Genomic DNA, 15,305 nt, shown 5'->3' on the forward strand with positions numbered 1-15,305 from the left:
GTATTCCCTTTCTTACCATTCTCCGGTTGTTCCAAATCTCTGCTTCATATTATGTCCGAATTGACGGCCAGCCTCATCCATACCCGACAGTAATTGTTCAACAGTTTTGCCCATAACGTTTCTTGCAGCAGGAATAACGGTATTGCACTCATTGCCATCCATATATACGGATGCCTCAAGCAATCCAGCTTCATCTTCCTCGGGGATGACAAGGAAACCATGCTTATCGGCATGGATCAACTGTCCGGGTTTTACTCTGCAGCCGAACACCTCTACCTCAATTCCCCAACGAACCGGTGTACTGAAGGCATGCCCAACGCAAGTTCTGCGAGCCAGCGCCTTAAAGCCTGCGTTGTTCATTTCATCGATGTCACGAATCGCACCGTCTGTAATGGTTCCTACACATCCTAACGAGCGGTGAATGTTACTGTTCACTTCGCCCCAGAAGGCACCAATTACACTCGGTTTATCCAAATCCTGCACGACAACGATCTTAGGTCCCGGGATGCTTGCAACATATTGGCGATACTCGCTCCATGCGTTAGGATTTTGCCGCGGGTGTTCAGAATTTCCAGGTTCAACTTGCACCGTAACCGCATAGCCTGCCATCGGCCCCATATGCGGCATATAATCTCTTGTTTCCTCCCGATTGAATCCCTGTGTAATATCATGTTTGGTAATCGCCTCCCAACCATTGTAGATCGTAGGCGAATTCCACCTTTTTAACTGCAATAATTCTGAATGGGATAAGTTTGCCATCTCTATCATTCCTCCTATATGTCAATCTGTTTTGATTGTATAGGTTTAATGAAGACCATATCTTTCAACTCTTAATCAAAACCTCTCATTTTTTCGGGAATATCATTTCTCTTTTAACAGCATAATCGCCTTGTAATCGGTCGTTAAGTATAAAAATACTCCCCTAACAGTAACAGGTTTTGTTATTTCACCTGTCTACCGTAAGGAGAGTATATCAAGTCATCTAAAACCGCTCCGATACGACCTTCGGCTGCGTAAATAACAACAGATAATCTCTGCCGCCCGCCTTGGAATCCGTACCGGACATATTGAAGCCGCCGAATGGATGAACGCCGACGAGCGCCCCCGTACACTTGCGATTGAAGTACAGATTGCCGACGTGAAATTGCTCCCGCGCTTGCTCCAGCCGGCTTCGATTATGCGAGATGACGGCTCCGGTCAGTCCGTACTCCGTATTGTTCGCAATGTCGAGCGCCGCCTCGAAGTTCGCTGCCTTGATAAACGCCAGCACCGGACCGAATATTTCCTCTTGGGCGATAACCGCGTAGGGCTCCACGTCCTTGAAAATCGTCGGCTCGATGTAATAGCCGGAGCTGCTGCCCTTGTTGCCGCCGCATACAAGCGTTGCTTCCGATCGGCCGATCTCAATGTATTTCAGAATCTGAATGTAAGCCCGCTCGTCGATAACGGGACCGATGTACGTCGATTGCTCCGCGGCCTTGCCCATGCGAAGCGCAAGCGTCCGCTCCACGACTTTCCCCAACACTTGGTCATAGACCGCCTCGTGCACGACCGCTCTGGAGCAAGCCGAACACTTCTGGCCGGAATAACCGAATGCGGATGCCGTGATGGCGTCCGCCGCCAGATCCAGATCGGCGTCCTCGTCGACGATAATCGTATCCTTGCCGCCCATCTCCGCCATGACTCTCTTGATCCACTTCTGATCCGGCCGCGTCGCCGCCGCCTTCTCGTTAATGCGCAGGCCAACCTCGCGCGAGCCTGTAAAACAAACGAACCTCGTCAACGTATGCTCCACCAGAAAGTCGCCAATTTCTCCGCCCGCACCCGGCAAATAATTGACCACCCCGTCCGGCAGCCCCGCGTCTTCCAGCAGCTCCATAAATTTGGCGGCGATAACGGCCGTGGGGCTTGCGGGCTTTAGCACGACGGTATTGCCTGCCACAACGGCCGCCATCGTCATCCCGACCATAATGGCCAGCGGAAAATTCCACGGCGGAATAATGACGCCTACGCCGAGAGGCAGATATACAAGCTCGTTGTCCTCTCCGGCAAGCGGCACCAAAGGCTGACGTTCCGACAGGCGTTCCATCTCCCTGCCGTAGAACTCCATAAAGTCGATCGCTTCCGCCGTATCGCCGTCTGCCTCGGCCCAGCTTTTGCCCGCTTCGTAGACCAGCCATGCGGAGAATTCATGTTTGCGTCTCCGCAAGAGAGCCGCCGCTTTGTAGAGCACTCTTGCGCGAGCTTGGGCCGGGACCCGCTTCCAACCTTCGAAGGCCGCCGCGGCTGCCAATATCGCTTTATGGGCATGCTCCTCATCGCCTTGGGAAACCAGGCCGATCATTTGCGTAAATTGCGACGGATTCAACGACTTGCGTTTGTTCGTCGTCTCGATCCAGTCCGCCCCAATCTTGAGCTTGTATTCCCGCCCCAACTCGGCTTCCACCTGCGCAAGCGCAGCTTGAAAGTCCGCGATATTGTCGCTGACTCCGAAGTCGGTAAACGGTTCGTTGCGGAACGGCTCTCGCATACGCTTCTCCCCTTTGCCGATAGAGATAAAGTTCACGCTGTTTGTTTGAAACAGCTCTTCTTGAACTTTATGCGGCGAAAGGGGCGAGCATAACAAATACCACATACATTGTTCAAGCTCACCCTTCTTTATTTATCCCGTCCGCTTTTTTCGGCAAGATGCGCCTTCTGTACTCCATCGGGCTCAAGCCATAATAATCTTTGAACAGCTTGGAGAAATGGATGCTGTTGTCGTAGCCTACCTTTTCGGCAATTTCATAGCTCTTCAAGGAGCTGTTCAACAGCGCCTTGGCATTTTCCATCCGGATGACCAGTAAATAATTCCAGACCGTCATCCCGGTCTCCTGCTTGAACAAGTTAGCCAAATACGTCCGGCTGAACGACACGGAATCTGCGATGTCCTGCAGCGAGATCTTCCCTGCATAATGCGCTTCCATATATCGTTTGACTTGCTCTACCATCAGATGGGAATGATTGCCCCCGATGCCTCGGAGCACAGTGAACATTTGCGTTACCCCTTCTTCCAGCCTTCTACCCGCAGCATCCCGGAACACACGAAGGATGTCCGCATTGGGAACGGCTTCGCGCGGCGCTTCATCCGAATCGTTCGAGAACGACAGCTCTCCGGCTCGCTGCAGCGCCATGGCCTGGGTCAACTTGCCCCATACAAATTCCAGCCATGCCTCGGACAATTCCTTTATCAAGTAGAAACGATGGCCAACCCACGGCTCCAACGTACTAAGGGTTTCCTCGATTAACGGTTTGGCTTCATCCGCACGCATGGCCTTCAGGATCGTTATCCATCTTTCCACCAGGAAGGCGTGTTGCGCAATATGCTTCATCAGAATGTCCGTCGCCTGATGGCTTCGGCTTCGACGCAATCGTTCCACCGAAACGTTTAGCGCCTGATTCAATGCGCTTTGTTCGATCGGCTTCAGAATATAATCAATGGCGTTCAATTGCAGGCTTGTTTTGACATACGAAAAATCGTCATAGCTGGATACGACAATGCAAACCATCCAAGGATAACGAAGATTGATCTGATGAATCAATTCCAGGCCGTTCATGTGCGACATCTGGACATCCGTAATGCAAATGTCAGCATAAAAGCTATCCAGCCAATCCAGGCATTTGTAGCCGTTGGCAAAAGCCTCCGCAGCGCTGATTGCGGGATAACCGCCCACTTTGCTGGTCAGGCTGGTGCGAATCAGATGTTCATCGTCGACAACAACCGCATAATACGACATGACGCGCCTCCTTCCTGCCGAGCTAACGTCGCAACGGGAAGCGGACCTCCACGACCGCTCCGTTATGACGATTGTATACTTTCATGCCGGCTAGTTCGTCTTCCTGATAATACATTTTCAGACGAAAGTGAATATTCAGCAGGCCGACATTGGGATGGGCATATTGCAGCGGGAACACGTTCATCTGCTGAATTTGTTTGTTGATCCAGTCCAGCTTCCCTGCCTCGAAGCCCGAGCCGTTGTCGGAAATGCGAATTTCAATATAATCGGCGCTCCCTTGCTTAAGGTTGCGGACGGCAACCTCGATTCGCAGCGGCTCATCGAGCGGCACCTTCCCGTGCTTGACGCTATTTTCCACGATCGGCTGCACGATGGCTTTCAAGCATTCGGCTTCTTCCGTCTGCTCTTCGATGTCAATTTCGTATTCAAAATCGTCGCCCAGCCGTATTTTCATAATATCCATAAAATTGTTCAGATGGGCCATTTCATCACGGAGCATAACAACAATGCCATTATACTGCGAAGTATAGCGTAGCATTCGGGACAACAGGATCGTAATTTTTTCGATCTCCGAATTCCCAGACATATGGGCTAAAGAATTGATAGATTCCAAGGTGTTGTACATAAAATGCGAGTCGATCTGGGACTGCAAGGCAGACATAACCGCCTTCTCTTGCTTGATCTTCGAATTGGCCAGCTCGTCCACCGTATCATTTAGATCGTCCAGCATCGACTTGTATGATTTGCCTAGCTCCGCTACCTCGTCGTTACCGTTGATCACGATATAGGAGTCCAGCTTGCCGTTTCGCGTGTTCCGCATCATTTTGCGAAGCTTCTCGATCCTTCCCGTAAATGAAGACGATATGCCTGCAGCTATCAATACGGCTGCCGCAAGTCCGGCAAGCGCAATGATGACCGTCGTTCGCCCGATATAAGAAATAATCGAGACGAATTCGCGGTAAGGCAATACAACGACCGTCACCCAATCCGAGGAAGGAATGGAGCGGTACAATATGATTTCTTCCGTCTCCTCTTTGAGGGAATATCCTTGCGTCTGTCGCCCTATTCGTTGCTGCATATCCTCCGAGAGCGGCTTTAATACAAGATCGGGGTCATGGTGAGCCACGATTTGGCCAGCCTCATTGCTTATAAAGCCGTAGCCTTCCTCCCCTAACCCCATCTCATTGACGATGTCCAGCGCATGCTGCAGATCAATGTCTATTTTCATATAGCCGTTTTGCTTGCCGCTCCGTATCGCTTTATAAAGCGTCAATACGGGGATCTCTAGCGACTCTCCGCTCACCGACACATATTCGCCGCTGAGACGCAGCTTCTGGACAAAGCTTTGGTACGCTTGCAAATCCATCTCGGCCGGGTCAAAGCCATGGTTCAGCCTGAAACCGTATTTGTTCGCAAAATGAAAGGCGTTGCCGTTGTCGTGCACCAGACTGATGGATATGACATCCGGATATTGAAACATATACGGCTTCACATAAATATCGATCATTTCCTGAAAGTGATAGTAGGCATCCAGACGCCTATCCGCCCCCATTTTGAGCCATTGCTCCTCGGCCGGAGACGAGGAGATCAGCAGGAACCATTCCGAATATCCTCTCAAATATCTCTCCAGATTCAAATTCGCCTGCTTCAATATATGATCGCTTAATCGAATGACGTCGTTCTGGACCTTGCGGGTGGTCTGTTGATAAAATAAATAGCCGGTGGAACTGACAACAAACAAAATAAGTAATGAGATAACCGCAATCAGCTTCCGTTTCATTTTTTTGCCAAACCAATTTACGATATACACTTTATCGACCACCCGCATCGAGCCGCTTGTTCAGCTTATTTTTTGTTATTATTATACCAGTTCGTCATTTCGTCAATAAGTTCTTGGCCGCCCATCGCACGCCAGGACTCCGCGAACCGATCCCATGTCTCGTCGACGGGCGCGCCATCGATAATGATTTTTGCGGCAGGCTCGTGATATTCGTAATAGAGATTGAATAAATTTTGCCCTACTGCCGGCATGCCCATCGTCAGGCTCGGAATGCCTTCCGCATTGGATATTTCAATGGCCGCCTGCATTTTCTCTTTCATCAGGCCCGTATATTTGGCGGCAAAAGCTTGCTCGTTATAGCCGTGCATTTTGAATTGCTGACGCCATTCCGTTTTCTGCTCCACCTCGGATTCGGCTTTGTAGAAATAAGTCCCGCTTTCTTCCGCATAGTTGATTCCTTTGACGCCCAGCTCCGTGAACAGCTGCCCCTCTTCGGTGTACAACCAATCGAAAAACTTGATGATGGAAGCCGGGTCCTTGGCCGTTTTCATGATCAGGTACGACTTGTCAACCGGGAATACCGTTGCACCGATAGGTCCGTCGTATCCCGTTCCGCGCGGTGTCGGAATCGTGATGACATCCACGCCTGCGTCCGGCAAGCTGTCCGTCAGGCTTTCTTGCCACTTGTATCCGTCGGAAGGAACATGTCCCCAGACGCCAGCCAATCCCGCATTGATTTTTTGCGACCAGATCGGCGTGGAGTTTACCAGAAATTCGGCATCCAGCAGTCCCTCGCGGTACATGATCTGCATAAATTCCAATCCTTTTTTGAAATTGGGATGAAGGAAACCCGGAACGATCTCGCCGTTTAGTTCAATTCCCTCATAAGGCGATATGCCCCACATGCCCCAAATGTTATCGCCGGTCCAGGAGAAGTTCTCGCGCATCGTAAACGGGATTTCATCCTTTTCTCCGTTCTGGTTCGGATCGCCGTCCCTGAATTTGCGAAGCATGTCCAGCAGCTCATCCGATGTTGTCGGAATGGCGGTAACGCCTACTTTCTCCATCCAATCCTTACGAACGTACAACACGCGGGAAGAAGGCGTGTGATTGGTCTGCGGAATCGCCATAATTTCTCCGTTAACCGTTACGGAATCCCATACCGATTGCGGAATAACCCGCTTCATATTGGGGCCGTGCTGTTCGATCAGGTCGTTGAGAGGCATGATCAGACCGTTCTCCAGCGCGCCATCGCCCTGGGAAAGTCCGTACCCGAGATAAACATCGGGAAAGTCGTCCGATGCAAATTTCAGCTTCAACTGATCGACATAGTTGGCGTGCGAGAAAAACGTGATTTGCGGGTTAATGCCCGTCTTCTCCGCCATATGCTTGATTGTCGGATCCTCCAGCAGATTGCCCGAAGGCACCGGCTTATTCACGTCCGACACATACAGCTTGAAGCTTGGCGTTTCCTTCGGACTTGCCGTTTCCGGCTGTTTGGCGTCATTACGCGCATTGTTTTCTCCCTGAGTATTTGGCTGCTCGCCCGAACAAGCCGTTGCAGTCAACGCAACCGCAAGCACCAATGCGCCCATCGTCTTAATTCCTTTTTTCATCTGAATTCCCCCTCAATTACTCCATTTTATTATGTCAGGCTTAAGCCGTGGACATCAAATGAATCTTACTCCTTCAAGGAGCCAAGCATGGCGCCTTTAATGAAATGCTTCTGCACGAAGGGATACACCAAAACGATCGGCAGAGTGGCCACGATAATGGTTGCCATCTGCAACCCTTGCGGCGATACGTCCATGCTGACCAGACTGCTTGCACCCGTCTGCAGATCGCTGGTGTCGAATTGGGCCATCAGAAAGTATAAGTACAGTTGCAGCGGCCTCAAGCTTGTGTCCGTAATGTAAAGAAGCGCTGAATAATAATTGTTCCAATGGCCGACCGCATAAAAAAGCAGCAGCGTAATAACGATCGGCATGGACAGCGGCAAGGCGATCGTCCACACCATTCTGTACTCCGACATTCCGTCGACCCTTGCGGCCTCGAACAACTCCTCGGGCAACGAGCGGAAAAAGGTGATGCACAATATGAGATTAAACGCGCTTAGCGCGCCCGGTATAATAAGTCCCCATATGGAATTAAGCAAGTCCAGATTTTTGACCAGCAGATAAGTGGGGATCATCGGCGCCTGGAAAATCATCGTTACGATAATAAACAGGATAAACAGCTTTTTCCCCTTCAAATAGGACTTGGACATCGGATACGCGGTTAGCACCGTCAGAAACAGGTTGATGCTGGTCCCTATGACGACAATAAGCAGCGTGATCGCAAACGACCTCCAAAACGGCTTGCTTTCAAATACCAGCTGATAGTTATCCAGATTGAACCCGACGGGCCACAGCCCGACCTTCGAATGGATCAGAGCGTTTGTATCGCTGAAGGAGCCCGCCGCGACATGCAGAATGGGAATGGCGACCAAGAGACAAGTCAGCAGCATAAAGATGATATTTCCCGTATCAAATGCTCTTTCCGCCAACGTTTTTTTTATTTTCATGCGAATATCCTCCCTAATATAACCCTTCGCCCGTCGTCGATTTGCTCACCCTGTTCGCTACGACCAGAAGCAGGAAGCCAATGACAGACTTGAACAATCCGATGGCGGTTGCAAGACTATATTTGCCGCCAAGAATTCCGATGCGGTAGGAGTAAGTATCGAGGACATCTCCTACGCTCATGGTCATCGGATTAATAAACAAATAAATTTGCTCAAAACCCAAATCCATAATATGACCGATTTTCAGCAGCAGCAAAATCATGATCGCGGGCAGCATGCCGGGCAACGTAATGTGGAGAAATTGTTTGAATCTTCCTGCGCCATCCATTTTGGCCGCTTCGTACAGCCCCGGGCTGATGCCCGCAATCGCGGCCAGAAAAATAATCGCGCTCCATCCCATCTCCTTCCACATGCCGGTCGCGATGATGACTGTGCGGAAGTACTCCGCCTTTTGCAGGAAGTTGACGGCCGTTCCTCCGAAGCTCTCGATCGATTGATTGACGATTCCGGTGCGGACGGACAGCAGCATGTACACAAACCCGAATACGATCGTCCATGACAGAAAGTGAGGCAAATAAACAACCGTTTGCACAACCCGCTTGAAGACGATATTGCGTAATTCATTCAGCAGAACGGCCAGAAGAATCGGCGCAGGAAACGAAAATATGATTTGGTAGAAACTGATCACCAACGTATTCTCTATCAATCTTTGCAAGTTTGGATACGAAAAAAATTGAATGAACCATTTGAGCCCTACCCAGTCGCTGTTCATAAACCCGCGGAAAATATTAAAATCCTGAAACGCGATGACGCTGCCCAATAGCGGGACATACTTGAACACCAAAAAATACAGCAAACCCGGCAGCAGCATGACATACAAAGCCCGGTTTTTAACCATAAAACGCATACCTCTCCGCACCACCTGTCTTTAATCTCTCAATATAGCTAAATGATACCGTTTGCACTCAAAATCCAACAATGAGGCGATGTTTGTATTTGATGTGAAATGTTAAGATGTTGTAATGAAACAAAAAACTCCGAATCCGCATTTGTACGGATTCGGAGTTGCATGAGAAAATTGTTATGCGGTAAATAAAGTCAAGTCGTTCCTCGTATTCTGTATGCGGCCAACGCAATATCTTTTACGTCTATCCGGCCGTCTCCGTTCAGATCGTACCGCGCCGTTGCCGCGTCGACGGCCATGCCGGCATGCTGCGCCACATCCGAAATATCCGCATCATTCAGCAGACCGTCCCGATTCGCGTCTTCGGGCTCGTAGACGCCTGCCGCCCATACCCTGTCCTGTCCGACAGGGAAGAATCCGCCCGTAATATGCGCATCGTCCGCAAGCAGCAGACTGCGGCCGTCAAGTCGAACGGAGGCGCTTGGGTCGCCGTTCAGCGCCGTCAAATGAAGGATAGCAGCTTCCCCGTCCGAACGGATGCTCCTCGCCCCTGTCAGCGTCAACACCAGCTCAATGCGTCCGGGCACCGTCTCCCGATAGAACAGTTCACCGTCGCGGAACAAGCTGCCGGCAACGACGCCGTCCCAATGAAATACAGCCGGATCGTAATGAATCGTCGCCTTAAGCGCGTACAGCGAATTCGCTTGATCGGTCAGCAGCGCCATTGACGCCTGCCGGCCCGTCACAATCTCCGAATCCCCTTCCAGGCTCAAAGAACCTGGATGTACAGGGGCATTCGCTCTGGCAATCTGAATTTTTTTTAGCTCGGTGGCTTCCGCGTAATAAATATTGCCGTCTTCGCCCAGCTCGAATAATGGCGTGATCACCGGCAAAGAACGATGCTCCATCGTCGCGGTATCCACTATGGTCAATTGGCCGTGCAGATCGGTATAAAGCAGGCCGTCGCTTCCCCAGCGCATATGAATGGGCCGCCATTTCCCGTATTCGGTCACGCCCGGATAAATGACTTTGCTTTTCGCCACTTCCAGCGTATCCGGATCAAGCGCAAAAATAATGCCGTCGGCAGCCGCCCACAATAAACCGTCCGGCCCAAAGGTCAGGCCGCTTATCATGATGGGGGCTTTCAAAGCGCCCGGAATGTCCGGCTCGAATTCGGAAATTTTGCCCCCGCCTTCGACATCCCAGACAAACATCTTGGCCGATGTCTCGGTAGGCGTGCTGCCCTGGCCGCCATGAATCGAACTGGAGCCGTAAATTTTGCCGTCGCGATAGGCCAGGCCTACGATGCTTTGATTATTGACCACATGGCGATACACGTCCGTTTGCAAGGATAACGTGTCATGAACCACCAATGCGCCGCCAAGCTTGCCGTAATCCGGAATCGTTCCGACAAACAGCTTGGTCCCGTAAGATTCCATCACATAAGGACGATCTTGCTCATTCCCGATATGAAAGGTCAAGCGAGGATTCTGATCCGGCTGCGATGCCTCCGTCTGAAGCGGCTTGGTTGTATCCCATTCATGGACGTAGGCTCCCGGATAAACGCCGAAATAAACGCGGTTGCCGAGTACGCCCATGCTTTCCGCCTGCCCCATCGGGAAGGAAAACGACGAGGCTGTCGCCGGATCGTAGCGAACCCCGGTAGAGGACATGAACGCACCCATATAAAGCGCTCCGTCAGGACCTTTCTCCAGCGAATGAATTTCGATCGGTTCTCCCTGAACGACAACCGGAAGGTGGCCGGAACGTCCCGATTGCGGATTCAGCTTGGCAACCGTTCCATTGTATTGAATGGAGACAAGCGTTGAACCATCCGCCGGCGCATCTCCCGGAAAACTCACCCATCCCGTATGGCGCAAACCGACGGAATAGGATATTCCGGTAGTCTGGGCGGTTCCGGTCGTCAGATCGAAGGACGCAAGCATGCCGTCCCGGACAAAATACGTTTTCCCGTCGTAGACAGCCGACATATGCAGCCCTTTGACGCCGGTATAAACATCATTCAGCCATTGTCCGTTTATCAAGTCGTATATAATCAGACTGTCAATGCCGTTCCCGTACAAATAAGCAAACAAATAATCTCCTCTTGCATCGAGGCCGTACACAAACGGATATTCGGCTACACCTTCCAAAACGGGCAAGGCAAGCTCCTCTTTGGCTCCCGTGGCGGGATTCAGTTGGATAATGGCGCCGTTCGGTCCAATTCCGGCGTACACTTTGCCGTTATAGTAGGCGATGGACCGCGCGATCTGATTGCCCGGCACCATGGAGCCGTAATCGGTAAACTGCGAGGTTGCAGGATCGTATCGAAACACCTTACCGCTAGGCGATGTCCCCCCGTATACGCGTCCTCCCTCGTCGATCTCGATATCGTAAATAAGCGATTCGCTGGCAATGGCTACGCCGAGATCCGTCAACTGCCCGGTAGACGGCGAGTAGCGGAACAGCTTGGATGTGGCCGCAATATAGACGTTGCCGCTCTGGTCCACGGCATGTGACCAGGCATTGACGCTTCCGTTTAATGGAAACGACTTCAGCAGAGCATTATTGTGCAGATCCACCACGTTGAATACGGCCGGATCGCCCGAAACGGTCGTATACATAACCGCAATCCCGTTTTCATAGCCGTATGCGGCATCCAGTGTGGCCACATTCTGCACGGGCGAGCCCAAGCTTTCCGGCTCTCCGAAACTGAGATCCGCGATGGCGGTCGCCGATGTCGCTACAGGGACATAATCTTCCTCGGCTTGCTTGGTTGCGCCTGCAGCCGCTTCGTCCTCGTCCATCCATTTGTACGCAATGATTTCCATATCCGCTCTATCGATGACGCCGTCTCCGTTTACATCAAGATGAAGCGTTTGATCCGTCAAGGCGGCCCCTGCCCGTTTCGCCGTCATCATCAGGTCTGTCTGATCGATCCGATCGTCCCGATTGACATCCGCCGGATCGCCGATGACCTCAATCCTGATCGTCTGATCGCTTGGCAGCGTATAGAAACGTCCGGTTTGACCGGCATCGCTTTTGCCCAGCGTGGAGCTTTCGGACAATGTCAGTTCTCCTCTCCCCTGGCGAACAGCTTTGAAACGGATTTCCGCTACGCCGCTGTCTCCATTGATCGCATTGCCCGTGTCTGCCGACGCATGGACGACGAGCTGACCCAGCGCAGACGTATCAAATGAGCTTGCGCCCGTATCGAAGGGGGCGGTGAAATTCACGCCCACGACCTCGAACCGACTCGAATCGTAGCCGACAATGGCGTTGACAGTCTGCAACTGCGCGGCATAACGTACCCCAAGCGATACTGTCAACGTCTCCTCGGACTGCAGGACGGGATCCGCTTCAATCGCAAGAACACCCGGTATAGCCTGCTCCTGTGCAAACCTGCCTGTTATGCTGAAATCGTCATAATAAGACTCCGCCATCCACAGGGGAGATATCGAGGCGAAGATACGGACATACGCTGCGTTTGCAGGTGCTTGCCCCGAAACTTTCACCTGTTGCCAGGCGCCAAGGCCTGTCTGCTTGTGGTCGACAATATCGCCGACGCCGTTGCCGCCAGCATCAAAAAAACGCATATAAAAGCTGGATCGTCCCGATTCGATAAATAACATGCCGGTCGCTGTGTAGGTCTCGAGCGGCTTAACCTGAATCGGCACGCTGCCGACGGCAACCGTCTCCGTCGTGGAGCCGTCCGTCAATTGGAGACTCCGGCTTCCGTTGTAGCTCCTCTCATCGCTTACGGAAGCCGTCACGCCGGCAGTCAATGGCTGCAGAAGGGTCCATTGGCTGGCGCTTCCATCCGGCTCGCTTTCTTCAAAGCTTGAATTAGGCAAGTCATAGATTCCAAACACAAGATCGTCCGATACCGGATCTGCACTCGCCGTTAAATCACTGTTGGCGAACGGCCACAACACCATCAACGCAGCCATTGCCGCCATGAATCGCCTGCTCCAGTTTCTTCTTGTCACGCTGCGTCTCCCCCTTTCTCTGCCGCTTGATCGAGAATATCCAGCATATTGGCGAAAATAACCGCCGCCTCGGAGCGTGTAAGCTTAGCGGAAGGCCGGAAAAGGACGCTCTCCGCATCGTCAATCAATCCAAGCGCCTTGGCCTGGTGTACGGCCGACCTGGCCCAGTCCGCAATCCGATCTTCGTCCTTGAACGACTTCTCTTCGAACTCCGGCACCATCCCCGATATGGCATAAGCTCTCATCATCATGACTGCCATCTGCTCTCTGCTGACCGCTTCATCCGGAGCGAATCGCCCGTTGTAACCCTGAATAATTCCCGCTTTATGCGCCGCTGCCACATATTCGGCATGCCACTGACCGATATGGACGTCGGCGAAACTGTTCGAATACGGCTCCCGCTGCAGCCCGAACACAAGCGTAACCATTTTGGCGAATTGCGCCCTTGTCATGACGTCGTCGGGTGCGAATCTGGATTCGCTTTTGCCTTCCATCAGTTGAAGCCGACTCAACCGTTCAATCGCTTGGCGCGTCTGTTTATTGACATGCCCGATGTCCCGATACGGCATGTCATATCGCAATATGGCGTATTGACGATAGGCAACCGTCTCCAGACGGAACATGTTGTTCGTACTGTCTTTTTTCGCGTTCGCCATATAACGCCATCGTCCCGTCTTCTCGTCCAGAGCGTACAGACCAAGCTTGTCTGCGCTTTCTTCGCTGAAGTCGGTCAGTTTAAAGCGGATTCCGATATTGTAATCGTCCATTAGCTTAATGAACGGTTCGGAGAACTTCACGGTTTCCCCCAAGACAACGGCATCAATCAGCAAATCATTATGCGGAGCGATTGCCAGCCGGTGGCGTTGCGCCTCCTGGCGAAGCTCCCGAACCGTTTCGAGCCGTTCCCGCACAAGCTCGGGCAGCTTAGCCGCGTCCTTCCATTGCTCCGCCGATATCGAAAGCAGCCAGTCGGCAAGATTGTCTATTACGGACGGCAATTCGGTTGCGGCAGAGTCGGCAATGACAACCTGGCGATCCGACAGCAGCTTGATCAACTGCTGCGCAGAATCGACTGAATAAGGCTGCGTCTGCCATTGGGTCAGAAATGGCTTGTCCAGTACCTTCCCGAATGGCCCCGGATTAACGGCGGAACCGTTCGTCGGCTTCGTAATGCTCAGAGTAATGCTCCCTTCCACCGTTAGCGGAATTTCCTTCATGTCCTTGTACCCGAATTCGTTGAAGCCCTGTTCGGAGCTGACGGCTGCCGCACTGACCAGCCGTATCTCCCCGGTTCCCGCTTGTTTGGACACGAATTCGAATGAAGCCAGCGTAACGCTTGGCTTGTGTTCTGTATCCCGAATATCTTTTCGAATCAATGGGTAATAGTTAATGCCAGACTGGCCGAACCATTCGTTCCCGCCTCCGAAGAACTCATAATCCTCCGACATAGAAAACCCTTTCATTTCGAACTTGGCGCGATCATACGCCAGTTGAAATTCAATCCCGTACAAATCGCTGACATCCTTCGCCTTGATCTCGACGGTAAAGGATTCCCCCACTTTAACAGCAGAGCTTTCTCCGGTAAGCGTAACCAACGTATTTCCGTCCCCTTCGGCATGCGCAACCGTTAACCACATACACAACGCGATGAACACCGGCAAAACCACAGCAAATCTTGTTCGCAACCCGAACACACTCTCCTTTCATTCGTCTGTTAATTCTCCGTTAGCGGACAACTTGAACGATGTCGGACGTATTCGTCCGCTTGTAGAAAGTGTACCGCTGCTATTCGGTTACCAACAATATAGCGATGTTAGGATTTCAACTGATATGTTAAGATGTTCATTTATTGCGGCAAGGAAAAACCGCTCAAACGTCAAAATTCAGGATTTTGACGTTTGAGCGGTTTGCGTTTTCCTTTTGCGATATCGTTTATTCCACAGTCGGTCCAAACAGTTCCTTATGGCATAAGGATCTCACCAGTGCCAATTCTTCCTCTTCCAATTCCATATTGATGTATCCGCCTGTAGTGGTTTTCTGAAATTCATATTTGACGACGCGTTCTTCTTCGTTATTATCCTTCATATAAACAACCCGAAGCGATACCCCTTCGTCATGATAAAGCTCGTCATCTTCCTCCACTTCCAGCTCCAGCACAAACTCATACCGTTCGCCGGGCAATATGTTAAACGGGTCCTTTAATTTCTCCACCGTGTAGGATGTCACAGTAAACATGGGCCATCAACTCCTTCTATCGTTATAGATTCACTTCGCCAATAGCAAAGGGCAGCCC

General features: G+C 51.5%; 10 protein-coding genes. All 10 read right to left on the reverse strand.

From position 1 onward, the window contains the following. Positions 1–12: 12 nt before the first annotated feature. The 10 genes from KJW29_RS17080 to KJW29_RS17125 all read right to left on the reverse strand — a co-directional run bounded on the left by KJW29_RS17080 (position 13) and on the right by KJW29_RS17125 (position 15,247). Positions 13–759, reverse strand: a complete 747-nt coding sequence (locus KJW29_RS17080; RefSeq protein ID WP_214630674.1) for an RraA family protein — start codon at positions 757–759, stop codon at positions 13–15. A gap of 223 nt (positions 760–982) precedes the next feature. Further along, on the reverse strand, positions 983–2,530 hold the full coding sequence (pruA, locus tag KJW29_RS17085; protein WP_214630675.1) for an L-glutamate gamma-semialdehyde dehydrogenase: 1,548 nt from the start codon (positions 2,528–2,530) through the stop codon (positions 983–985). A gap of 118 nt (positions 2,531–2,648) precedes the next feature. Beyond that, entirely contained in the window at positions 2,649–3,776 is a 1,128-nt protein-coding gene (locus KJW29_RS17090) for a response regulator (RefSeq protein ID WP_214630676.1), read from the reverse strand. A gap of 22 nt (positions 3,777–3,798) precedes the next feature. Then, entirely contained in the window at positions 3,799–5,586 is a 1,788-nt protein-coding gene (locus tag KJW29_RS17095) for a cache domain-containing sensor histidine kinase (RefSeq protein WP_214630677.1), read from the reverse strand. A gap of 35 nt (positions 5,587–5,621) precedes the next feature. Then, positions 5,622–7,172, reverse strand: coding sequence for an extracellular solute-binding protein (locus KJW29_RS17100; RefSeq protein WP_214630678.1), 1,551 nt, complete (start codon positions 7,170–7,172; stop codon positions 5,622–5,624). Between the two features lie 65 nt (positions 7,173–7,237). Further along, positions 7,238–8,119: a carbohydrate ABC transporter permease gene (locus KJW29_RS17105; RefSeq protein ID WP_187101462.1), complete on the reverse strand. Its 882-nt coding sequence runs from the start codon at positions 8,117–8,119 to the stop codon at positions 7,238–7,240. Positions 8,120–8,132: 13 nt separating this feature from the next. Further along, entirely contained in the window at positions 8,133–9,017 is an 885-nt protein-coding gene (locus KJW29_RS17110; RefSeq protein ID WP_246608756.1) for an ABC transporter permease, read from the reverse strand. A gap of 200 nt (positions 9,018–9,217) precedes the next feature. After that, a complete protein-coding gene (locus KJW29_RS17115; protein ID WP_214630679.1) occupies positions 9,218–13,012 on the reverse strand; it encodes a cohesin domain-containing protein in 3,795 nt (1,264 codons plus the stop codon). Further along, entirely contained in the window at positions 13,009–14,697 is a 1,689-nt protein-coding gene (locus KJW29_RS17120) for an S-layer homology domain-containing protein (protein ID WP_214630680.1), read from the reverse strand. Before KJW29_RS17120 ends, KJW29_RS17115 begins: the two co-directional genes overlap by 4 nt. Before the next feature lie 247 nt (positions 14,698–14,944). After that, positions 14,945–15,247 (reverse strand): DUF6509 family protein, encoded by a 303-nt coding sequence (locus tag KJW29_RS17125; RefSeq protein WP_214630681.1) that lies wholly within the window; start codon positions 15,245–15,247, stop codon positions 14,945–14,947. Between the last annotated feature and the right edge of the window lie 58 nt (positions 15,248–15,305).

The sequence above is a fragment of the Paenibacillus agaridevorans genome (genome assembly GCF_018604145.1).
Classification (GTDB): Bacteria; Bacillota; Bacilli; order Paenibacillales; family Paenibacillaceae; genus Pristimantibacillus; species Pristimantibacillus agaridevorans.